Here is a 22,133-nt window from a genome sequence, read left to right as displayed (position 1 = left end):
AACCAAATTTGTCTGGAAACCATAGAGCTGCGGCACCACCTGATCCCATTCCGAACTCAGAAGTGAAACACAGTATCGCCGATGGTAGTGTGGGGTCTCCCCATGTGAGAGTAGGTCATTTCCAGGCGCCTAATTTCTCTTTTAAGTAAGAGAAGTCTACTGATAGTGACATATCAGCGACTTAAAAAGAATTTAGCATCGTGCGCAAGCAATTTGCTAAAGGAGCGGTAGTTCAGTTGGTTAGAATACCGGCCTGTCACGCCGGGGGTCGCGGGTTCGAGTCCCGTCCGCTCCGCCAACTTAAGACGAAGGCCTTTGCAGCAATGCAAAGGCCTTTTTCGTTTGTGTAATTTAAAAATATGGGTAATAGTTCTGTTGGTTAAGGCTTTTTCGAGACATCGATTCGAGACAGCGGCCTGTCACGCCGGAGGTCGCGGGTTCACTCTTGTTACCAGCAGCGTCCGCTTCGCCAACTTAAGACGAAGGCCTTTGCAGCAATGCAAAGGCCTTTTTCGTGTGTGTAATTTAAAAATATGGGTAATAGTTCTGTTGGTTAAGGCTTTTTCGAGACATCGATTCGAGACAGCGGCCTGTCACGCCGGAGGTCGCGGGTTCACTCTTGTTACCAGCAGCGTCCGCTCCGCCAACTTAAGACGAAGGCCTTTGCAGCAATGCAAAGGCCTTTTTCGTGTGTGTAATTCATAAGCTAGTGTGGTAATTTTGTTGGCTATAAAGGTATTCGGTATTTTTTGATAGTATTACTTTTGAGATGTTCATCGACTTTGTTATCAATCCATGTAGTTTATAACACCAGTCTTTTTTTAAATGTGTTGATTGGTGATCTATAACTGTTAGTGTTTCTTTTAAAGAGATATCAGATATATAATTGGTTACTTTATTATACGAGATTAGAATGGATTGTCGGTTAGGTTGTGGGGCATGTTGTATTTCGCCGTCGATTACGAGCGCTATTCTAGGGATGCCTGAGGGGAAACCCGCAGGTGTCCGTTGTGTTCAATTAAGTGATAAAAACCTATGTATGATCTTTGGTCAACCACAGAGGCCTATTGTGTGTAGTGGTTTTTCTGCGAGTATAGATGTTTGTGGCTCTTCAAATGAGCAAGCTTTATGGTTGATCAATGATTTAGAGCGTTCAACATGTTAAAGTCGTTTTTTCTTTTATCGAGTATCGTTTATCAATGCAATTAACTCGCTATACAGATTATGGTATCCGCATTTTGATGTACCTTGCAGTACAACCAGAGCGAGAAGCTTTGTTCCGTATTGCAGAGGTAACTAACGTTTTTGATTTATCATCAAATCATGTTGCTAAAATTATCCATCAGCTTGGAAAGTTAGGTTACTTAAAAACTATTCGGGGTAAAAGTGGTGGGTTTAAATTAGCTATTGCTATTAATGAGATTCAAATAGGCTTGTTGGTTAGACAACTAGAGCCCTCATTAGTAGCTGTAAATTGTGAAAAACCATTTTGTCGTTTTACTCCCGTATGTAATTTAAAAGGGGTATTAGGAAAAGCGGTTGCTGCTTATTTGGCGGTATTGGATCAATATTCTTTAGCGGATATAGTAAATAATAAATCTGAGTTAATCGCTACCTTACCTGATTTATCTATCTCAGTGTTTGATATGAGCTAGTTGAATAAACTTTAGCGATATCGGTCGCAAGTAAATCTGAAGTGTGTACTAAGTCGATACCATTTTCTTTTAATCTAGGGAGGTTGGCCTTTAGGTAGGCAATAGTTTCAGGATACGGGTGTGCGATAGCAACCAGTGTACCTTGCTGTTTGGCTTGATAAATAATTTGTTTGAACTGCTTTTCAAGTGCGTGTTGGCGTAAGTCATTATCTAAAAATACTTGCCGTTGCAATAATGGCACTCCAACTGCTTTTGCCTTATCACTCGCCTTGCTGTATTTGGTTGTCATACTGTCAACAAAGTAAGCTTGCTTGCTTTTTAAACTTTCCATCACCCATAACATTGGTTTGTCTAATTGAGTCAGTAAGCTACCCATATGATTATTCGCCCCGCGGGCAAAAGGGATATTTCCAAAGGCAGATGTTATTTCGTGTTTAACTTGTTGCTCGTTCATGTCATTAGTTAATCCACCAGGGCCTAATGCATTGCCGCTCAAGGCCTGCATTGGTAAATGTAGCATTATCTCATGACCCTTATTATGGCCTTCTAATGCTAGTCTTTGTCCTAAAGGTGTATGGGGTAAGACTGATAAGGTAATATTTTGAGGTAGAGACAAAACAGCCTCATCTGTTTGACGATATCCAATATCGTCAATGATGATAGCTAGGTTTGCTGCATTTAATGATGAAAAACAGGCAAATTGTAATATTATTATTAATAAAAAGCGCACAGTTATTATTATTTTCTTTTTGATTTTATTTAGTTTTCTCTGCTATCTATCCAGGCGATAGCTGAGTCGATTTGCTTATCGTAATCATTATCTAACATTTTTTCTGTACCGATTATAGGCATATTCATCTCATCTGTAACAGCAGTAATTGATATTTCTATATCTGGGGTAATGCCTATGGTGTTTATATTATTTCCATCAGGGGTACTGTAATTAGCAATAGTCAGTTTGATGGCATTACTTTGGCCAAGTATGGGGATAAGGCTTTGGACTGTTCCTTTACCAAAACTGGTTTCTCCTAATAGGGTTGCGCGATGATTTTCTTGCAGCGCCGCTGCTAAAACCTCAGAAGCCGATGCTGAACCTTTATTAATCAACACGACCATGGGGATCTTAGCAAAAATAGTATCTGAAGAGGCATAGTAGTCTTCATTTGCATCAAAAATACGTCCTGTAGTGGTCACTATTCGACCATGATCAAGAAATAAATCTGCAATACTAATTGCCTGGTCTAGTAGCCCGCCTGGGTTATTGCGTAAATCTAAAATTATTCCTCTTAGAGGTATATGCTGCCATTTTATTGCTTGTTTACTTATCGCATCGGTTGCATCTTCCTGGAAGCTTGTCAGATGCAAATAACCAATGTCACCATCAATAATTTTACTGTTTATAGAATTGATGTGGATAAAGTCTGGTTGTAAGGTGATTTGAATCGGCGTTTTAGTCGCAATGGGTTGAAGGCTTAATGAGATAGGCTGATTATTATTACTATATTGTCTGATTTCGGTTAGCACCATTTGCAGGTTTGTGGCATCAACAAGCGTATCATTAAGCTTGATAATCTTATCGCCCGCTTTAATACCCGCACGTTCAGCCGGTGAATTTTTAAAGGGAGTTATGATGGTAATTTTGTCCTGGTCAGTTGCGACTTCAAACCCAAAGCCAAAATACTCACCTTTGTTAGAGTCGTTTATCGCCTGAAAATCTTCATGAGTTAGGAATCCAGAGTAGGGGTCAAGTTCTGTAAATATCCCTTTTATTGCGGCATCAATCAGTTGCTGACGATCTATTTTATCTACGTAGTAAGTTTCAACAGTATCAATAACATCGATTAAAAGTGGGTAGTCAAAGTCATAATAGGCAGGCTTGGAGTTTGCGTGCTCTAAACTTGAAATGCTGATCGAAAGTGCCACGCACACGCCAAGTATAAAGCAACTAATATAACGGATGATTTGATGCATAACAGCCCCGATAACTATGGGCAGTTTGCGTTATCCTAGCGACAGTATCTTGCTGGATCGACCGCTTGCCCTTTATGTCTTATCTCAAAGTATAGGCTAGGTTCGGTCTGTCCACCTGAACGACCGACTAAAGCAATCGATTCGCCATCATTTACACTGTCTCCAGCCTCCTTAAATAGGGTTTGAGCATGGCCGTATAGACTCATATAGCCTTTACCGTGGTCAAGTACCATCACCATACCAAAACCTCGTAACCAATCGGCATATATCACTTTACCCGCGGCAACAGCTTTAATATTTTGCCCTTCAGGTGCGGTTAATACAGCACCTTTCCATTTTATTTGACCAGAACGGTTGCTGCCAAAACGCTCACTCATGCGACCTTTTGTTGGCCAGCTTAGCTTACCTTTTCTATTCTCAAGCCCATCCATTAATGGGTTGGCTTTTGCCGTAACAACAGCTTGTTCAACAATACGCTTTAAACTGGCCTCTTCAATTTGTAATTGTTCTAGCTGAGCACCTTTGTTGGATAAGGTGCGTTGAATTTGAGTTAGGGTTTGCTGGCGTTGATTTTGTTCATTACTTAACTGTTTAGCTTGTTGCTTCTGGTCAATCATTACAGTGTTCAGTTGCTGCTGCTTTTTGACTTGTTTGTTTTGAACTTCAACTAATTGCTCGCTAGTGGTTTTTAGTTTACTTATCGCTTTGATGCGCGCGTTATTTAAATATTGATAGTAAGCCAGCATGCGTTCAATGGTTGCAGGATTTTGCTGATTGAGCATCATCTTACTGTAATCATGGTTCCCGGCTAAATAAGCGCTAGATAGCTGCTTTGATAACGTTTTTTGTTGGCCAATTTTTTGTGCCGTTAAGCTTTTCTGTTGTTTTTCTAAATCAATAAGTTGGCTGCTGATGTTTTTTAATGAGGTTTGAGTTTCATTTACCCTGCTTGCCGCGCGTGCAATGGCTTGCTCATCTTTTTTAAGTAATGTGATGAGTTTTTCTCGTTGTTTTGAGGTGTTTTTTAAATCATTTTGCTGCGCATTGATTTGTGTCTGAATAGACTTTAACTCAGACTGACGTTTGCTGAGGTCGGCGCCTGTTGCGGCATAGGATAGTATTATAAAGCCAGCGAAAATGCTGGCTTTAACAAAGAAACGAATTATCACAGGTAATTAATTACTCTTTTAAGTCAATGATACAGCGGCCGGTCATTTCGGTTGGCACACTTTGCCCCATTAACGTTAACATCGTTGGTGCGATGTCACATAAGCGGCCGTTAGGTTTGATAGTAGCATCACGACCGACATAGATGAAAGGAACTAATTCACTTGTGTGCGCAGTATGGGCTTGACCAGTAGCTGGATCGGTCATTTGCTCTGCGTTACCGTGATCAGCGGTGATAATACATTCACCCCCTACTTTGGCTAATGCTTCTACTACTCGACCAATACACGCGTCAACTGCTTCACACGCTTTTACTGCAGCATCAAACTTGCCAGTATGACCCACCATATCGCCATTAGGGTAGTTACACATGATCACGTCGTATTTGTTTGATTCAATCGCGCCTACCAGCTTGTCGGTGAGCTCAGTTGAGTTCATTTCTGGTTGTAAATCATAGGTAGCCACTTTAGGTGACTCAATTAAAATACGGTCTTCTCCGTCAAATGGTGCTTCTTTACCACCATTGAAAAAGAAGGTTACATGGGCATACTTTTCTGTTTCAGAAATACGTAGCTGAGTTTTACCTTGTTTTTGCAGTGTTTCACCAAGTGTATTAACAAGATTGTCTGATTCAAACGCCACAGGTGCTTTAATATCGTCAGCGTATTGGGTCAACATGACAAAGTTAATTTGGGGTGTTTTATGACGAACAAAGCCATCAAAATCTGGATTAACAAAGCTGCGGCTAATTTGACGTGCACGATCTGCGCGGAAATTCATGAAAATTAATGCATCGTTGTCATTTAGTGTCGCTGCCTGGCCAGTTGCATCAACAATAGCCGATGCGGCAACAAATTCATCATTTTCATCACGAACATAAGCGGCTTCAAGTGCATCGACTGAGTTCGTATAGTCAAACTTACCTTTGCCTTCAGTAATCAGTTCATAAGCTTGCGAGACTCGATCCCAACGATTATCACGATCTAATGCGAAGTATCGTCCAATTAAGGATGCAATACGACCTGTTCCTATTTCGGCAAAAACAGTATTAAAGTGCTCAATACTGCCTTTGGCGCTTCTTGGTGGAGTATCTCGGCCATCTAAGAAGGCGTGCAAGTAAACGGCTTTAGCACCACGGGAAACCGCCATGCGGCACATTGCTTCTATGTGTTGCTCATGGCTATGAACGCCGCCGGGTGATAACAGCCCCATAATATGAACCGCACCGTCTGCTGCTATAGCTTTATCTACCGCATCAACCAGAGTTTGGTTCTGTTCAAACTCATTATCTTCAATGGCTTTACTGATCCGCGTTAGTTCTTGATAAACAATGCGACCAGAACCAATATTGATATGGCCAACTTCAGAGTTACCCATTTGGCCATCAGGTAAGCCTACATCAAGACCTGAACCTGAAATTAAGCTGTTAGCATAGGTGGCTGTTAACTTATCCAAGACCGGAGTGTTAGCGTGAAATATCGCATTATCTTGCGGATTTTCACGATAGCCCCAGCCATCAAGAATAAGCAGTGCCAGCGGACGTTTAGTTGTCGTCATGGAAGTACCCTTATTTAAAGTGTTAAAGATGAAGTTAAAAATGAAATTGGATAAATATTACTACTTATTAGCTGTTGGCAACAGGCTTAGGTTCTCGATTGCCCTAACGGGTGATTAAATTTCATTTATATGTGAGTGTTTACGCAATTAACACTTTTTGACCTTGTTTGAGGTACGTAATTCTGTGTGAAAAATTGTCTGAAAGGTAATTAACATATCCACCAAGATTGAATCTTACCTAACCACTTTGATGTCACTCTGAGCCCTGTATCTTAAGCTTGTTTGGGTATATACTCTTGGCCAAATTAATCTTAGCTCGATACGTTATAGGCAGTGACCATGCAAGAATATATTGAATTTTTAAGAGCAAACCCAATGTTGTCTTTGGCTTGGGCTGGCTTATTTTTTGCTTTAATTGTGACGACATTCAAATCAAGTACATCAAAAGTAAAGACCGTTAACAATCATGAACTCACGCTAATGATGAACAAGCAAGACGCTAAAGTTGTCGATGTGCGTGGCAAAGAAGAGTTTAAAAAAGGCCATATCGTTGATTCTATTAACGTGCCATTGTCTGAAATTAAAAATAATCAGGCTACAAGTCTTGAAAAGTTTAAAACCAGCCCCATTATATTAGTATGTAACGCTGGCATGACATCTTCTCAAGCGGCTCAACTTCTTGTTAAACAAGGCTTTGAAAACGTATATAACCTTAAAGGTGGTATGGGTGATTGGCAATCAGCAAATATGCCAGTTGTCAAAAGCAAGAGATAGTCACTAGGTTCATCATATTGCAGTAAAAACATAGTGTTGAGTAAAAATCGACACTATTAGTTTTTGATCTTACTAGCAACGATGCTTAATCGCATTTCGCTGTTTGGTCGACTTTAGGGGCAAGGCGAGGTTACCCTCATTTATTAGCCCAACACCATATTCGCTCCACAGAAAAGCGAAAAATAACATTATATAGGTAGGATATCATGGCTGAAGAAATAGCAAACAACGAAGCAATTGCACCACAGTTTAACATTCAGCGTGTTTATACAAAGGATTTGTCTTTTGAAACACCAAACAGCCCAGCTGTTTTCCAAAAAGAGTGGAACCCAGAAGTTAAGTTAGACTTAGACACGCGCAGTACTAAGTTATCTGACGATACTTATGAAGTGGTACTTTCTTTAACTGTTACCGCTAAAAATGGCGACGAAACAGCTTTCTTATGTGAAGTTCAGCAAGCGGGTATTTTCTCTATCGTTGGCTTAACAGAGCCACAATTAGCACATTCTTTAGGCGCTTATTGCCCTAACGTATTGTTCCCATATGCTCGTGAAACTGTTTCTGGTTTAGTTGCTCGTGGTACTTTCCCACAACTTAACTTAGCGCCTGTGAACTTTGATGCACTATTTGCTCAATATGTTCAACAGCGTCAAGCGGCTGCTGCAGAAGCGCCAGCTGAAGCTAACGCGTAAGTGATGAGCAGCACTGCCGAAATAACGGTATTAGGGGCGGGGTCTTATGGCACCGCCCTTGCTATTTCTTTAGCAAGCAATGGCCATAAAACCTTATTGTGGGGACACGATCCCAAGCGCATGCAGGCATTGGCCGATTCGCGCAGCAATGAAGCTTACCTACCCGGAATAACATTCCCTGACTGTTTGCACATTGAACTTGATTTAGCTAAAGCCTTAGCTGCTAGTAAAAATGTGTTAGTGGTTGTGCCAAGTCATGTTTTTGGTGATGTATTAAAGCAAGCCAAACCCTTGTTGCGCAGTGATGCTCGTATTGTGTGGGCGACCAAAGGTTTAGAGCCTGAAACAGGCCGCTTATTACAAGATGTAGCACGTGAACAATTGGGTGAGCAATATCCCCTAGCGGTATTGTCTGGCCCTACATTTGCTAAAGAATTAGCCGCAGGTTTACCAACAGCAATATCGGTAGCGGGTACTTGTCCGCAGTTCACCCATGACTTAGTTGAGCTTTTACATAGCCCTAAACGTTTACGTGTATATGCCAATGATGATTTCACTGGTATTCAGCTTGGTGGAGCGGTAAAAAATGTTATCGCTATTGGTGCTGGTATGTCTGACGGTATTGGCTTTGGTGCAAATGCACGTACCGCACTCATCACTCGTGGTTTAGTTGAACTAAGCCGTTTAGGTGAAGCTATCGGCGCCGATGCATCAACCTTCATGGGGATGGCGGGTTTAGGTGATTTGGTATTAACCTGTACCGATAATCAGTCGCGTAATCGTCGTTTTGGTTTGGCTTTAGGTCAAGGCAAAGACGTGATCACCGCCCAAGAAGAAATCGGTCAAGTAGTCGAAGGTTACCGAAACACTAAAGAAGTGTTTACCTTAGCCAAACGCCTAGGGGTAGAAATGCCGATCACCGAGCAAATTTACCAAGTGTTATACCAAGGTAAAGCACCGGTTGAAGCAGCAAAAGAGTTACTCAGTCGAGACAAAAAATCTGAAACACTGAAAAAATAGTGCAACAGAGCGGCTAAGTTAACCGTGAGTAGATACCAAAAAGGATGCTAAAATAGCATCCTTTTTTGCATTTAATATTTATCAATTAAATACAAAACAACCCATTTAAAGTGTGGAGTAAAACGTGAAACATCATGACGTAATTATTATCGGCGCCGGCGCGGCAGGATTAATGTGTGCTGCAACTGCGGGTTATCGTGGTCGTGATGTCCTCGTGCTAGACAACGCCAAACAAGCTGGCCGTAAAATACTTATCAGTGGTGGTGGACGATGTAACTTCACTAATCAAAAGGTTGAACCAAATCAGTTTCTTTGTGGTAACCCCCACTTTGTCAAATCGGCATTAGCTCGCTATCGTTCAAGCGATTTTATTGAGCTGGTTGAACGTCATGGTATTGAATACCAAGAGCGTGATCACGGGCAGTTATTCTGTAATGACTCAGCCAAAGAAATAGTCACCATGCTGATGACCGAGTGCGAATGGGCAGGGGCAAAGGTTCAGCTGCGAACTGAAATGCTATCTGTTACTAAAACAGATACAGGATTTAATTTAACTACCTCAAATGGTGATTTTAGTTGCGAGTCGTTAGTTATCGCAACAGGCGGCTTATCAATGCCTAAACTTGGCGCGACACCATATGGCTATAAAATTGCAGAACAGTTTGGTTTAAAGGTACTGCCTACCAGTGCTGGCTTAGTTCCATTTACGTGGCATGCCGAACAAAAAGTGCGCTTTGAGCCGTTATCGGGTATTGCTGTGCCGACAACCATTACCGCTCAAGATGGCACTCAATTTAGTGAGGCCTTACTGTTTACTCATCGTGGCCTATCAGGCCCAGCAGTGCTACAAATTTCAAATTACTGGCAACCAGGTGAGGCAATTTCTATCAATTTATTACCGGGTGAGAATGCGCTAGATAAAATCGAATTCGCACTGAAACATCATCCGAAACAAAGCCTGCGAAATACCCTTAGCCAATGGCTACCGAAACGATTAGTTGAGGCCTTATTTGAAGAAGCGCAATTGGATAAAGCGTTAAATCAACTGGGTCATGGCGAGCGTGAAACGCTGGCTAGTGAGTTAAATGACTGGTCTATTGTCATGAATGGTACAGAAGGCTATCGCACTGCAGAGGTTACCTTGGGTGGTGTTGATACTAATGAGTTGTCATCAAAAACCATGCAAGCCAATAAGGTACCAGGTTTGTATTTCATTGGTGAGGTAATGGATGTAAGTGGTTGGTTAGGAGGGTTTAATTTTCAATGGGCATGGTCATCTGGCGTTGCGGCGGGGTTAGCTGTTTAAAGAGTTTTTTATGAGTTCTTTTGTCAAAATACAGAGGAACTCTGCTTTATAACTTTAGGTCGTTTTTCCTTTAATCAATCGTTTTTTTATTCATACTTTTTCTAATGCCTCTTCGTCATCTTGTTGTAACCACCTCGATTTTTCGTCGATATCCCCAATAATTTATTGGAATGCTCCTTTCCCCATAATTAATGTGAAACTCTTACCGAATTGTCGGTAATTATTGCCAATAACTGAGTTTGTTAATGATATTGAAATAAAGGATTTGAATTTATTTTCTTTACTTATTAGGCTCTTAGTTGGTTTTTTTAAGGTTGGCATGAAGTTGGCTTGGTATAAAGTAGTTAAATGATACACAAACAGTTGTTCATTAATACTAGTTTGTTTTTGTGCGTTATTGATCGTCCCATACTCAAGGAGGTTTCTTATGTTAGGTTGGACATTGATGTTTTTAGTTATTGCTATCATTGCAGGGGTGTTAGGTTTTGGTGGTATTGCTGGTACTGCTGCCGGTATTGCGAAAATAATCTTCTTTATTTTTATTGTGTTACTTGTTATCTCTTTAGTAGCAAGTGCAATACGAGGTAAAGCACCTAGGGCATAACATGATACAAGTGACGCCTTATAATTTAATACATAAACTACAAATGGAATGGCCTCATGGTCAAGGAGATCAATATGAATTTACTAAAAAAATTAAGCATGATGATTTTATTAGGATTAACAACAGTAGGCATGATCGCGTGCTCTGATAACAAAGCTGAAAATGCGGGTGAAAAAGTTGATGAGATGATGACAGACGCCGGTAATGCAGTTGAAGACGCGTGTGAAGACGTAAAGGAAGGTCTTAAAGCAGAAGACCCTAACTGTTAAAGATACTAGGCAGCGCACAATAATGCGCTGATTTCTGTTGTTTTTAAAATAGGACGCTTATATGTTAACCAAGATAAATATTAAGTATTACTACACAGGCGGGGCTTTATTAGCTGCGCTTTTGTGTGTGTTATTTAATTCACCATGGGCTAAATTTTTTATTGGTTGGTTAGCATTCTCTTTGGGTTTAGTGAGTTTTGCTTATTGGTTTAATGCTGGTGGTGTTTTTCGTAAAAAACAAAATGGTTCAATTCCTTGGTATATCAGCTGGGGATTTGTCCCTTTTCTATTGGGGTGTCAGGTTTATAATGCCTGGGCAAGAAAACACGATAAAGTACCCGCAATTCAAAAAATTGAAGATCAACTCTATTTAGCATGCCGTCTATTTCCTTCTGATATTGAATACCTTAAAACCCAAGGGGTTGATGCCATTCTAGATGTGACGGCTGAATTTGATGCATTAGATGGCACATTATTGGCTGAAGATATTGATTATTTAAATGTGCCTGTTTTAGATCATAGTGTCCCCTCGGAAGCACAACTTAATCAGGCGATAAATTGGCTAAATAACCAGGTACTTAACGGTAAAAAGGTTGTAGTACATTGTGCACTAGGCCGTGGACGGTCAGTACTCGTGCTAGCTTCTTATCTTGCTTGTCGCGATAGCAAAAGTAATTTAGAGGATGTGTTGCATTCTATTAATGAAATTCGCCATACCGCTCGTTTGAATAAATGGCAATTTACAAAAGTATCCCAAATGTACCAACAAAATCGAATTAAAATTAATAAAACACTCTATTTAATTGCTAATCCTGTATCGGGTGGTGGCAAGTGGCAAGATGATGCTGAATATATTCAACAAACCTTATCGAGCTATTATCGAGTAAAGCTGCTTGAGACGACAGAAGATAAAGATGCTGCAGTACAAGCCCGTGAAGCCGTTAAGTGCGGGGCAGATATAGTTGTAGCCTGTGGGGGGGACGGTACGGTTAATGAAGTTGCTTCGATATTGGTAAACACCACAATGACATTAGGTATTATTCCGATGGGGACGACAAATGCCTTGGCTCATACCTTATTTGGTGTCGGCAGTAAGGTGATCCCTGTTGCTCAAGCCGTGGATATTTTGATTCAAGGCCATTATCAACCTATTGATACCGCAATATGTAATGAACGGATAATGCTATTGCTAGTGGGTATTGGTTTTGAACATAAGATGATTGAAACTGCTAATCGAGATAAAAAAAATGAGTCGGGTCAGTTTGCTTATTTGAGTGGCCTATGGGATGCCATTGATGAAAATCAGCCATTATCTTTGTCTATGCAATTAGATGATGGTAAAACACATACCATTGATACTACCAGTATAGTGATTGCCAATTCAGCACCTTTCAGCAGTTTACTCGCACAGGGTAATGGCGAGCCTAATATCATTGATGGACTATTAGATATTACTTGGATTGAGCCGACAGAGTCATCACAAGAGCAGCTACTGAGTTTGGTCGATTTATTATTTACTGGGATTACGCGTCTGTGGAACCAAACTAATAACAAGCTTGAGTCTGATGCAATACATCATGCCCAAGCTAAAAAAATATACTTAACAGCTCAACAAAAAATACATTATGTGATTGATGGAGAGCTTTTTGAATCTAATGATGTCACGGTAGAGGTTGTGCCGAAATCATTGAAGGTTTTTGTGCCTAAAACCAGCCCGATTTTGAGGCGTTAATCGGCACTGCCTTTATCTTCATACTTACTGAGTTTGTTATACAAGGTTTTAACGCTTATACCCAGTTGTTCGGCGGTATCTTTTTGTTACCGTCAGCTTGCTCTAGCGCTTGATAAATAGCGACCTTTTCTATTTCATCTAAACGCATACCAGCGGGTACTATAATCTTATCTGTGGTATTTTCTGGCTTAGATTCGGTTTCAAGTATGTTGAAATGACTTCTGTCAATCGTATCGTCAGCGAGAATATAAGCTCTTTCAATGGCATGCTTTAACTCACGCACATTACCTGCCCAACGCTGTTGTTGAATAAAACTGACAGCTTCTGGCGTAAAGATTTTATTGAGTTTTTCAGTGACATTTCTATAGGCTAAAAAATGTTTTGCCAACCCGAAAATATCATCACCTCTATCACGAAGTGGTGGAACGCGAATAGGAAAATGAGCTAGTCTGAAGTATAAATCCTCACGAAAAAGACCATGCTCAATAGCGCTAGCAGGATCACGATTAGTTGCAGCGATAATGCGTACATTGGCCTTTTTTATACTGGCACTGCCAATGGGGCGATATTCGCTATTCTCTAATACCCTTAATAATTTCACTTGATGATCAATGGGCATTTCAGTAATTTCATCTAGAAATAACGTCCCGCCTTCAGCTTGATCAAATACCCCACGATGATCACGGTGTGCACCGGTAAAAGCCCCTTTAGTGTGACCAAATAGCTCGCTGTCGACTAATTCCGGACTGAGTGCACCACAGTTAATTGCAATAAAAGGTTCGTTTGATCTGTTACTTGCAAGATGAATAGTGTTAGCGACTAATTCTTTACCTGCACCACTCTCGCCAACAATTAATACATTGCTTTCTGTCACCGCGACTTTGCGAACAGTGCGATACAGCTTATGCATAGCACGGGATGAGCCAACGAGTAATCCATATTGATCTAACTCACTGGATAATACCTGCTGGCGTTTAGATGATTCTAGTAATAAGTCTTGAGCGAAATCACTTAGGGTGTCATCAATGAGTTCCATATCGTATGGCTGTCTAAAATGGTAGCCAGCACCTTCTGACATTAATTTATCAAGGTTAGGGTTGGGTTTCCCTTCACTTAAAAAGATAAATTCAATGTCAGACATTAAGGCGTTACCTGTAAGGCTGGCATAATCAGCTTGGCTTAATTGAGATACTTCAATAATTGCCACATCTGCGTTACTCGCCTCAAGTTGTGTTGGCCAAGGGAGCTCAGTAATACTCGCTATTTTATTGAAATGCCTACAACTAGCTACTTGTAAGAGCCGTGTAGCTGTTTGAGGATGAAGCAAGTGGTAAAACAAGATAGGACCGGCCATGTCAGTGTTACTCCTTTTTGGTGCTCATTTAACTAATGGCAACTTTGTAAATTTGACAATAACAATCGGTAACTTTTTCTTAACATGTTGTTTGTGTCGAGAAGGTTTTGCAAATAATAACTTATTAATCAATTTTTTAATGGTTTTTCAGTGTTGTGTACGAATTATGCATGACTCAATCATAAGGTGAGCCATATTAGTTTATCCATTATGACTACAAATATTACAGGATAGCTATTAGTTATTTAATGGTAGGAGAAATGACATTGCAATATTCACAGATTAACTATTTATCAAGCAAGCAAATCGATTTAGGGGTTATTCGCGATGCAATTGATTTGTGTCAAGCGGGGCAGTTGTTTTACTCGCAAACGATTGCCGATATGGATGACTATAATTTCAAGCGTATTTTTATGGATATGGCTGCAACTAGAAGATCTATGTTGCAACATTTGGTGCCCTTATTTCAGCGAATAAAGCAAGGTGAAGTGGCATCTTATGATGTTCAACCAATTAGCTCATCGTCTTTTATTACAGGATATGCACATGCAAGTGATGCAATAAAGCAAGATAAACTATGGACAGCAGTAGGGTGGCTTTTAGATGTAGAACACCAGGCTTTAAATCAACTTAAGTCGGCTGCTCGGCAGGTAACAAATAAAGAGGTTGCTCAGCAATTAGCGGAAGGCTGTGCATGGCTTCAAATGGAGTGCGATAGTATGAAAAGCCTCTATGTGGGCAGTAAAAATGCTGCTAATTGAATGATTGCATCGCCATTGAATATTAGTTATCACTCAAGTGAAAGAGTTACCGGTTATCGGTAAAAATGTCCAAAAATGATTAGGTTTACACACATGTTAAATAATAAAAATCATTTAAAACATGAGTTTAATTTGTTGGCATGATTTACGCAGTACTTATATCAAGATAAACAATGGAGGATATCTTTATGAATAAGACAACATTATCTTTGGTAGTAAGTACGATGCTTGGTGCAATGGCTTTTTCTGCAAATGCAGCACAAGATTGGCAGGATGACGCTAAAGACGCATGGGTTGACGGTAAAGTTGAAACCACATTATTGCTCAACACCAATCTTAACTCGTTTGATATCAATACCGATGTACACGCCGGTAAGGTTATTCTAACGGGTAAAGTCGATAGTAGTATTGATAAATCATTAGCGGGTGAGCTGGTTAAAAGCTTAGATGGCGTTGAAAGCGTTGATAATCAATTGACTGTTATGATGCAGCAAGATGATAGTAAAGGCAGTGATTTAGGTGATGACCTAACCGATGCTAAGATAGCAATGATTGTTAAAACACGATTATTGTTTTCTGATGATGTAGCGGGTTCTAATATTAATGTTGATGTTAAATCTGGTGTTGTAACACTAGAAGGAACAGTAACAAGTGATGCAGAACGTGACTTGGTTGTTGCTATTGCTAAAAATGCTGACGATGTAGATAAGGTGGTTGATGAACTCAGTATTACGGATTCATAGACTATACCAACATCAAGGTGACATTAGATCGAAAAGGCCAGCCTGCGTGCTGGCTTCTTATTAAGTGTAATATAACCAAATGACACTGATATGAAAAATCGTTTAATCAACGGTTTCTGAGGTAAATCTACAACTTTCAGTATGTTGATTAAATTTATCTAAAAAATCGGGATATTGTTTCAAAAAGGTTTTACCAAAATAAACACCTAGTGATCTATCTAGATTGGGCACTACAGCAAAATTATTTAGTGGAATGTTGACTCGTTTGGCAGCAGCTTCAAAAAACAAGTTGTTTTCTAAGATCGCACCTATGCGATTTTTTTCAAGTAAGTATATCAACTCATCCAAAGTACTTGCTTGGTGGATAACGTTATAATTGTGTTCTTTTAGCCAGAATGTGGCGTTGGAATGTCTGCGAGCACCAAATTGTGCGTTTGATTTAATCGCGTCTTGATTTAAGGGGATAGCGGTATTTTTGAGTAAGTAAAAGTTCCATTGCTGTGCAATAAAAGTATTTGATAATACCGCAAAACCATCTCTTTCATTGTTGTGTGAGGCTGAAAAAAAACCATCGTACTTGCCTTGTTTCACTTCTAACTGCGCACGCCCCCACGGGAGAAATATTACCTTGTAAGGTTGTTGAAGTTTATCCATTACACAGTCTAAGGCTTTTATCGCATAACCATCATTTTTTTGACCAACTTCTATTTGGTAAGGCGCCCACTCCTGGGTGGTAATGGTGATAACTTTGTCAACCACAGCTGCTGCGGCTAATTGGCTTGAAAGTAATAGCAACAATCCAATCAATATTAGGCTTAAGTGAGCCGTTAACATTTTTGATTTTGCATTAAAGCACTTATTTATCAGCCGATTCATTAATTGCCACCCTTTTGTATCACTATTCTTTGCACTTAAGATTAACTTAGACTCGTTGTAAGTCAAAAATATATCAGTGGTAGTTTGTTAATGAGTGGGTGAAGCTTGGCTGAGATAACCTTTCAAGTTGATTTTTATAAACTAATTAGTTAGATGAGTATAACTCTCATAAAAAGTGTTCAATAACTCACAGTTTTATCTATTAGGCACGGCGCTTTATGCAATAGCTTGATTTTGGTCACTAACGGTATTTTCTGCTGTGTTATACCTGCAACAGCTATTTAATATGGTAGGTACTGATAATGTTTTATATACATATGCTGTTGTTACTAATTGTCATTTTTGTTGGTATACGCCATGGCGGAATCGCCTTTGGCTTGCTGGGTGGGCTAGGTGTTTCGGTACTGGCTTTTGTATTTGGTATAGCACCGGGTACGCCGCCTGTCAGCGTAATGCTGATTATTTTGGCTGTAGTCGCGGCTTCAGCAACATTAGAGGCCACTGGTGGTTTAAAACTGTTGGTCAAGTTTGCCGAAAAACTATTACGTAAACACCCTGAACACATCGTTTTTTTAGGCCCACTGTGTACCTATTCGTTAACTGTACTTGTTGGTACTGGTCATTCGGTTTATCCACTTCTGCCCGTTATTTATGATGTTTCATACAAGAAAGGTATCCGACCTGAACGACCATTAGCCATGGCCACAGTCGCCTCACAAATGGGCATTACAGCAAGCCCAATAGCCGCCGCAGCGGCAGTGGTATTGGCAACTGCGGTAGATAATCAGCTTGATATTGGCTTAATTAATGTATTGATGGTGACTATTCCTGCGACCTTAATCGGTTTGCTGGTGGCGTGTACTTGGAGCTTAAAGCGGGGTAAAGATTTAGATAAAGATCAAGAGTTTCAGGCACGTTTAAAAGATGATGAGTTTCGTGAGTCATTAATCGATCCTAGTGCTGATAAAGTGCAAACCCCAGCCGCAGAGGCAACAGCAAAGAAAGGTTTAATAGTATTTTTACTGGGTATTTTTGCTGTGATCATGGTGGCTATGTTTAGCAAACAAGTATTACCCAGCGGTGTCAGTATGTCGGTAGCGATTCAGTTTATGATGTTGTCTGTCGGTGCGGTTATCTTATTGGCTACCAATGTATCGCCTAAAAAAGTGGTCACCAGTAATGTATTTAACGCAGGTATGACCGCGGTCATCATTATTTTTGGCATAGCATGGATGAGCGACACCATTATAGAACACCATAAAACCTATTTGGTTAGCGCGGTAAGCGATATTGTCAGTGTGTATCCATGGACATTTGCTATTGCGATGTTTGTGTCATCCATTTTCTTAAAAAGCCAGGCTGCGGTTTTAACTATTATGCTGCCATTAGGTTTTTCATTGGGGATCCCGGCGCCAGTATTAATCGGCGTGCTACCCGCGTGTTATGCTTACTTCTTTTTCCCATTCTACCCAAGTGATTTAGCCGCGATAAGCTTTGACAGAACAGGCACAACTCATATTGGTAAGTATGTACTTAATCACAGCTTTATTATTCCCGGCTTTATTGGCGTGATCACGGCAACCTTGGTTGGTTACTTCCTGTCAATGGCGATAAATTAATCACAATTTATCATCAAGATAATTGATGTGAATGAATGGCAGCCCCTAGGTTGCCATTTTTACTTGCTAGAGGAGGAAAGTTTTATTTTGAGATTTTTTTTAACTGGTGTAAATTATCCTGTTTATTACTTGAACAGTATAATGATAAGTTAATCTTTTTAAACAAAGTTTAGCGTGATTAACAGATATATTTAGGCTTAGAGGTCTATTAAATTGAGAAAGAAATTACTGCTTATTAGCTTGTCGGTATTGTTGAGTGCTTGTGCTACTCAGGTGCCAGTGACAGTGGTTAAGCCTCCACCAAAGCCTGTGATTGTAAAGGCTGAGCCAAAATTACCTAAGTGGAGTGAGCCTAATTTATTAGCTTACCATCAGGATTGGGCGGGAACGCCTTATCGATTAGGTGGTATGAGTAAACAAGGTGTTGATTGCTCTGGTTTTGTGTACTTAGCTTATCTTGACATAGTGGGTGAAAAGTTACCTCGCTCTGTCAATGCGCAACGTGTATTAGGTAAAGAAGTCCCACGTGAAGCCTTAGAAGTGGGCGATTTAGTATTTTTTAAAACCGGTAAAAGCGCCCGTCATGTGGGCATTTACATGGGAGATGCCAGGTTTTTACATGCATCAACCAAAAAAGGGGTTAAGATTTCCAGTTTAAATAACGTGTATTGGAAACCGAGATTTTGGTTTGCTAAACGCTTAAAAAGTACTACGTTTGAGCAAAATATGTCTTTAGCAAGTTTAGTTGATTACGCCCAACAACAGTCAGCTTTATAACTCAGGTATTTTGCGCTTGATGTTTACCAATAAAAAAACCGCTAACAATGTTAGCGGTTTTTTATTGTCTACGCCCAAGTTTACTCAAGCAGAACCATGAGGTTAATCAACTGGTGTGGTTTTATTTTTGCCCCGTTTTGCGAGCGCATAATAAAATAATGGCGTTAAAATAAGGCCAAAAATTGTTACTCCAATCATGCCAGAGAATACCGCAACACCCATAGCTTGACGCATTTCTGAACCTGGTCCGCTTGAAAACACCATAGGTACCACGCCCATAATGAAGGCTATCGAGGTCATTAAAATAGGCCTTAAACGTAAACGGCCCGCTTCAAGTATGGCTTCTAATGCTTCCATGCCCTCATCTTGTAACTCTTTGGCAAACTCAACAATGAGGATGGCATTTTTGGTTGCTAGCCCTACCAGAACAATTAGCCCAATCTGGGTAAAAATATTGTTATCTCCACCGTAGATAAGCACCCCTGTTAATGCCGACAACAGCGTCATGGGAATAATGAGAATGATGGCTAAAGGTAAGCTTAAACTTTCATATTGCGCCGCTAATACCATAAACACTAATAAGATAATTAATGGATAAATATACGCGCCAGCATTACCTGCGAGGATCTGTTGGTAGGTGATCTCAGTCCACTCGTAGGTCATGCCATTAGGTAAGGTTTCCGCTAAAATCTTTTCAATGGCAGCTTGTGCCTCACCGCTACTAAACCCTGGTGCAGCACCGCCATTTAATTCTGCAGTGGTGAAACCGTTATAATGCATAACACGGTCAGGGCCAGATGAATTGGTGACATTAATAAACGATCCAATAGGCACCATTTCACCTTGGTTGTTACGTACTTTAAGTTGGGCGATTTGTTCAGGCGTTTGTCTAAACTGCTCATCTGCCTGTACGTTCACTTGATAAGTGCGGCCAAATTGGTTGAAGTCGTTGGCGTAAACCGAACCCATGTATCCCTGCAGGGTAGAGAACAATTCGTCTAACGACACCGATTGCTGTTTGGCTTTGGTGCGATCAATATTCACTTCAAGTTGTGGCACATTGACTTGATAACTCGAGAACACTCCCGCTAGTTCTGGCGTTGCCCATGCTTTTTGCATCACTTGCATGGTCACTTTATACAACTCTTCGTAACCGTAGTTAGCGCGGTCTTGAATTTGTAATCTAAAGCCACCAATGGTGCCTAAGCCTTGTACTGGCGGTGGCGGAAAAATCGCAATAAATGCCCCGTCAATGGCTGCAAATTTTTGATTTAACGCCGCTGCAATAGCGCCTGCTGATAATGATGGATCGCTGCGGTCATCAAAGCTATCTAATGGGGTAAATACAATCGCGCTGTTAGTACTGTTGGTAAAGCCGTTAATGCTTAAACCTGGAAAGGCGACAGCATGGGCGACACCTGGCTGTGCTAAAGCAATACGCGACATTTCTTTTACCACGGCTTCAGTGCGATCTAACGATGCGGCGTCAGGCAACTGAGCAAAGGCAATAAGATACTGTTTATCTTGGCCTGGTACATATCCGGTAGGGGTATTGGCAAACTGTAAGCCTGTTAAGCCCACTAAACCGATATAGAGAATACCGACTACAGCACCAAAGCGGATGATTTTTTTAACTAACCAACCGTAACCATTAGACATACGGGCAAACAGGCGATTAAACGGATTGAATAACCAGCCGCCTAATAGCTTATCCATGCCGCGGGTAAGTGCGTCTTTTTTCTCGTGATGCCCTTTTAGCAGTAATGCCGATAGCGCAGGGCTAAGGGTTAACGAGTTAATCGCTGAGATAAAGGTTGAGATAGTAATGGTTAGTGCAAACTGCTTATAAAACTGGCCGGTTAAACCTGACATAAAGGCGGTTGGAATAAATACCGCCGCCAGTACCAATGTGGTAGCAACAATGGGACCGGTCACTTCTTTCATTGCCTTTTGGGTTGCAGCAACGGGCGATAAGCCATCAGAAATATTTCGTTCAACGTTTTCAACCACCACAATCGCATCATCGACCACAATACCAATCGCCAGCACTAAGCCAAACAATGATAAGGCATTCAGCGAGAAGCCCATTAGGTGCATAAAGGCAAAAGTACCCACAAGCGATACCGGAACCGCCACTAATGGAATAATGGATGCGCGCCAGGTTTGTAAAAATAGCACAACAACAAGTACTACCAGCAACAAGGCTTCAAGTAATGTTTGTACCACGGCTTTAATTGAACCGCGCACGAATACAGTAGGGTCGTAGACGATGTCATATGCTAAGCCGTCTGGGAATGACTTAGACAGTTCTGCCATTTTAAGGCGAACATCATCAGATATTTGAATCGCATTAGATCCAGAAGCTTGAAAAACAGGCAATGCCGCAGCGTCTTGATTGTCTAGCATTGAACGCAATGCATAAGTCGATGCGCCTAATTCAACCCGAGCCACATCTTTTAAGCGGGTGATTTGACCTTGTTCGCCTACCTTAACAATGATTTGTTCAAACTCTTCAACGTTGGCTAAACGGCCCTTAACATTGATAAGTAGCTGGAAATCGCTATCGCCACTGGGCTGCGCGCCTAAACTGCCGGCAGCTGCTTGTTGGTTTTGCTCACGTATAGCGGCCACGACATCATTCGGTGATAAACCAATCGCTGCCACTTTGTTAGGGTCTAGCCAGACACGCATACTGTAGTCGCCCGCACCAAATACCCGCACAGCACCGACGCCTTCAATACGCGCGAGCTCATCTTTTACTTTTAACACCGCATAGTTAGACAGATATAACATGTCATAACGATTATCTGGAGAGGTTAAATGCACCACCATAGTTAAGTCTGGTGATGACTTTTCGGTGACAATACCTAACCTTTGCACTGTTTGCGGTAAACGTGGTTTAGCTCGCTCAACTCGGCTTTGTACTTGAGACTGGGCTAAATCAACGTCGCTACCAATGGCAAAGGTGACGGTTAATGTCATACGGCCATCAGATGTGGCTTGAGATGACATGTATAGCATGTTCTCAACACCGTTGATTTCTTGCTCTAGTGGGGAGGCGACTGTTTCAGCGATAACTTTTGGGTTAGCCCCCGGATAGCTTGCAGTCACCACTACCGTTGGTGGAACCACTTCAGGGTATTCGGTGATCGGTAATTGCCAAACAGCAAGTGCGCCCGAAATAAAAAATAGCAACGATAAAACCGCGGCAAAAATCGGTCTTTTAATAAAAAATTGCGATAACATTTTGTGGTTC

At 40.9% G+C, this 22,133-nt stretch carries 19 protein-coding genes, 1 tRNA gene, 1 rRNA gene and 1 pseudogene; 15 read left to right on the top strand and 7 right to left on the bottom strand.

Features of this window, described 5'->3' with window-relative positions; all coding sequences use genetic code 11:
• The first annotated feature begins 11 nt into the window (after positions 1 to 11).
• The 4 genes from rrf (at position 12) to ACRWQM_RS17915 (ending at position 1,655) form a co-directional block, all read left to right on the top strand.
• Positions 12 to 127 (top strand): 5S ribosomal RNA (gene rrf / locus ACRWQM_RS17930).
• 94 nt (positions 128 to 221) lie between these two features.
• Positions 222 to 298, top strand: a tRNA-Asp gene (locus tag ACRWQM_RS17925).
• 615 nt (positions 299 to 913) lie between these two features.
• Positions 914 to 1,165 carry a YkgJ family cysteine cluster protein gene (locus ACRWQM_RS17920; protein ID WP_434930803.1) on the top strand — a complete coding sequence of 84 codons (252 nt, stop codon included), beginning with the start codon at positions 914 to 916 and terminating at the stop codon, positions 1,163 to 1,165.
• A gap of 34 nt (positions 1,166 to 1,199) precedes the next feature.
• Positions 1,200 to 1,655 carry an Rrf2 family transcriptional regulator gene (locus tag ACRWQM_RS17915; RefSeq protein WP_434927703.1) on the top strand — a complete coding sequence of 152 codons (456 nt, stop codon included), beginning with the start codon at positions 1,200 to 1,202 and terminating at the stop codon, positions 1,653 to 1,655.
• Here the strand turns inward: ACRWQM_RS17915 and ACRWQM_RS17910 are convergent.
• The 4 genes from ACRWQM_RS17910 to gpmM are packed head-to-tail and all read right to left on the bottom strand — an operon-like array spanning position 1,630 to position 6,350.
• Complete coding sequence (locus tag ACRWQM_RS17910) at positions 1,630 to 2,385, bottom strand: divergent polysaccharide deacetylase family protein (protein ID WP_434927704.1); 756 nt, start codon at positions 2,383 to 2,385, stop codon at positions 1,630 to 1,632. The genes ACRWQM_RS17915 and ACRWQM_RS17910 overlap by 26 nt on opposite strands.
• A 29-nt stretch (positions 2,386 to 2,414) precedes the next feature.
• Positions 2,415 to 3,626 (bottom strand): S41 family peptidase, encoded by a 1,212-nt coding sequence (locus ACRWQM_RS17905; protein ID WP_434927705.1) that lies wholly within the window; start codon positions 3,624 to 3,626, stop codon positions 2,415 to 2,417.
• A 35-nt stretch (positions 3,627 to 3,661) separates the two neighbouring features.
• On the bottom strand, positions 3,662 to 4,795 hold the full coding sequence (locus ACRWQM_RS17900; RefSeq protein ID WP_434930802.1) for a murein hydrolase activator EnvC family protein: 1,134 nt from the start codon (positions 4,793 to 4,795) through the stop codon (positions 3,662 to 3,664).
• A 10-nt stretch (positions 4,796 to 4,805) separates the two neighbouring features.
• Entirely contained in the window at positions 4,806 to 6,350 is a 1,545-nt protein-coding gene (gpmM, locus tag ACRWQM_RS17895; RefSeq protein ID WP_434930801.1) for a 2,3-bisphosphoglycerate-independent phosphoglycerate mutase, read from the bottom strand.
• A gap of 339 nt (positions 6,351 to 6,689) precedes the next feature.
• On the opposite strand from gpmM, the gene ACRWQM_RS17890 reads away from it, so the two are divergent.
• The 7 genes from ACRWQM_RS17890 to ACRWQM_RS17860 all read left to right on the top strand — a co-directional run bounded on the left by ACRWQM_RS17890 (position 6,690) and on the right by ACRWQM_RS17860 (position 12,747).
• Positions 6,690 to 7,124: a rhodanese-like domain-containing protein gene (locus tag ACRWQM_RS17890; protein WP_434930800.1), complete on the top strand. Its 435-nt coding sequence runs from the start codon at positions 6,690 to 6,692 to the stop codon at positions 7,122 to 7,124.
• A 206-nt stretch (positions 7,125 to 7,330) separates the two neighbouring features.
• On the top strand, positions 7,331 to 7,816 hold the full coding sequence (gene secB, locus ACRWQM_RS17885; RefSeq protein ID WP_226412160.1) for a protein-export chaperone SecB: 486 nt from the start codon (positions 7,331 to 7,333) through the stop codon (positions 7,814 to 7,816).
• A gap of 3 nt (positions 7,817 to 7,819) precedes the next feature.
• Positions 7,820 to 8,836, top strand: coding sequence for an NAD(P)H-dependent glycerol-3-phosphate dehydrogenase (gene gpsA / locus ACRWQM_RS17880; RefSeq protein ID WP_434927709.1), 1,017 nt, complete (start codon positions 7,820 to 7,822; stop codon positions 8,834 to 8,836).
• Positions 8,837 to 8,960: 124 nt separating this feature from the next.
• Entirely contained in the window at positions 8,961 to 10,142 is a 1,182-nt protein-coding gene (locus ACRWQM_RS17875; RefSeq protein ID WP_434927710.1) for an NAD(P)/FAD-dependent oxidoreductase, read from the top strand.
• Between the two features lie 427 nt (positions 10,143 to 10,569).
• Positions 10,570 to 10,746 carry a DUF1328 domain-containing protein gene (locus ACRWQM_RS17870; RefSeq protein ID WP_434927711.1) on the top strand — a complete coding sequence of 59 codons (177 nt, stop codon included), beginning with the start codon at positions 10,570 to 10,572 and terminating at the stop codon, positions 10,744 to 10,746.
• 74 nt (positions 10,747 to 10,820) lie between these two features.
• Positions 10,821 to 11,015: a hypothetical protein gene (locus ACRWQM_RS17865; protein WP_434930799.1), complete on the top strand. Its 195-nt coding sequence runs from the start codon at positions 10,821 to 10,823 to the stop codon at positions 11,013 to 11,015.
• A gap of 61 nt (positions 11,016 to 11,076) precedes the next feature.
• Positions 11,077 to 12,747: a diacylglycerol kinase family protein gene (locus ACRWQM_RS17860; RefSeq protein WP_434930798.1), complete on the top strand. Its 1,671-nt coding sequence runs from the start codon at positions 11,077 to 11,079 to the stop codon at positions 12,745 to 12,747.
• On the opposite strand, the pseudogene ACRWQM_RS17855 reads toward ACRWQM_RS17860, so the two are convergent.
• Positions 12,744 to 14,101, bottom strand: a pseudogene (locus tag ACRWQM_RS17855) (sigma-54 interaction domain-containing protein). The gene ACRWQM_RS17860 and the pseudogene ACRWQM_RS17855 overlap by 4 nt on opposite strands.
• 260 nt (positions 14,102 to 14,361) lie before the next feature.
• Between ACRWQM_RS17855 and ACRWQM_RS17850 the strand changes: the two are divergent.
• Positions 14,362 to 14,862: a hypothetical protein gene (locus ACRWQM_RS17850; protein WP_434930797.1), complete on the top strand. Its 501-nt coding sequence runs from the start codon at positions 14,362 to 14,364 to the stop codon at positions 14,860 to 14,862.
• A gap of 188 nt (positions 14,863 to 15,050) precedes the next feature.
• The gene (locus tag ACRWQM_RS17845; protein ID WP_434930796.1) at positions 15,051 to 15,605 is read left to right on the top strand and encodes a BON domain-containing protein; all 555 of its coding nucleotides are present in this window, start codon (positions 15,051 to 15,053) and stop codon (positions 15,603 to 15,605) included.
• A 102-nt stretch (positions 15,606 to 15,707) separates the two neighbouring features.
• Here the strand turns inward: ACRWQM_RS17845 and ACRWQM_RS17840 are convergent, their stop codons facing one another.
• Complete coding sequence (locus ACRWQM_RS17840) at positions 15,708 to 16,481, bottom strand: substrate-binding periplasmic protein (RefSeq protein WP_434930795.1); 774 nt, start codon at positions 16,479 to 16,481, stop codon at positions 15,708 to 15,710.
• A 302-nt stretch (positions 16,482 to 16,783) separates the two neighbouring features.
• Between ACRWQM_RS17840 and ACRWQM_RS17835 the strand changes: the two genes are divergently transcribed.
• Positions 16,784 to 18,100 (top strand): anaerobic C4-dicarboxylate transporter, encoded by a 1,317-nt coding sequence (locus tag ACRWQM_RS17835; protein WP_434930794.1) that lies wholly within the window; start codon positions 16,784 to 16,786, stop codon positions 18,098 to 18,100.
• Between the two features lie 213 nt (positions 18,101 to 18,313).
• Positions 18,314 to 18,877, top strand: coding sequence for a C40 family peptidase (locus ACRWQM_RS17830; RefSeq protein ID WP_434930793.1), 564 nt, complete (start codon positions 18,314 to 18,316; stop codon positions 18,875 to 18,877).
• A 102-nt stretch (positions 18,878 to 18,979) separates the two neighbouring features.
• On the opposite strand, the gene ACRWQM_RS17825 is transcribed toward ACRWQM_RS17830, so the two are convergent.
• A complete protein-coding gene (locus tag ACRWQM_RS17825; RefSeq protein ID WP_434930792.1) occupies positions 18,980 to 22,123 on the bottom strand; it encodes an efflux RND transporter permease subunit in 3,144 nt (1,047 codons plus the stop codon).
• Positions 22,124 to 22,133: the final 10 nt, after the last annotated feature.

The sequence above is a fragment of the Shewanella sp. HL-SH5 genome (assembly GCF_051163755.1).
GTDB classification, from domain to species: domain Bacteria; phylum Pseudomonadota; class Gammaproteobacteria; order Enterobacterales; family Shewanellaceae; genus Shewanella; species Shewanella glacialimarina.
This window is presented reverse-complemented; position numbering and strand designations above follow the sequence as displayed.

Coding starts and splice junctions, on each gene's coding strand:
- gpsA (WP_434927709.1), top strand. CDS start 7,820: ATGAGCAGCACTGCCGAAATAACGGTATTAGGGGCGGGGTCTTATGGC.
- ACRWQM_RS17850 (WP_434930797.1), top strand. CDS start 14,362: ATGACATTGCAATATTCACAGATTAACTATTTATCAAGCAAGCAAATC.
- ACRWQM_RS17840 (WP_434930795.1), bottom strand. CDS start 16,481: ATGAATCGGCTGATAAATAAGTGCTTTAATGCAAAATCAAAAATGTTA.
- ACRWQM_RS17905 (WP_434927705.1), bottom strand. CDS start 3,626: ATGCATCAAATCATCCGTTATATTAGTTGCTTTATACTTGGCGTGTGC.
- ACRWQM_RS17860 (WP_434930798.1), top strand. CDS start 11,077: ATGTTAACCAAGATAAATATTAAGTATTACTACACAGGCGGGGCTTTA.
- ACRWQM_RS17865 (WP_434930799.1), top strand. CDS start 10,821: ATGAATTTACTAAAAAAATTAAGCATGATGATTTTATTAGGATTAACA.
- ACRWQM_RS17870 (WP_434927711.1), top strand. CDS start 10,570: ATGTTAGGTTGGACATTGATGTTTTTAGTTATTGCTATCATTGCAGGG.
- secB (WP_226412160.1), top strand. CDS start 7,331: ATGGCTGAAGAAATAGCAAACAACGAAGCAATTGCACCACAGTTTAAC.
- ACRWQM_RS17920 (WP_434930803.1), top strand. CDS start 914: ATGGATTGTCGGTTAGGTTGTGGGGCATGTTGTATTTCGCCGTCGATT.
- ACRWQM_RS17835 (WP_434930794.1), top strand. CDS start 16,784: ATGTTTTATATACATATGCTGTTGTTACTAATTGTCATTTTTGTTGGT.
- ACRWQM_RS17825 (WP_434930792.1), bottom strand. CDS start 22,123: ATGTTATCGCAATTTTTTATTAAAAGACCGATTTTTGCCGCGGTTTTA.
- ACRWQM_RS17890 (WP_434930800.1), top strand. CDS start 6,690: ATGCAAGAATATATTGAATTTTTAAGAGCAAACCCAATGTTGTCTTTG.
- ACRWQM_RS17845 (WP_434930796.1), top strand. CDS start 15,051: ATGAATAAGACAACATTATCTTTGGTAGTAAGTACGATGCTTGGTGCA.
- ACRWQM_RS17915 (WP_434927703.1), top strand. CDS start 1,200: ATGCAATTAACTCGCTATACAGATTATGGTATCCGCATTTTGATGTAC.
- gpmM (WP_434930801.1), bottom strand. CDS start 6,350: ATGACGACAACTAAACGTCCGCTGGCACTGCTTATTCTTGATGGCTGG.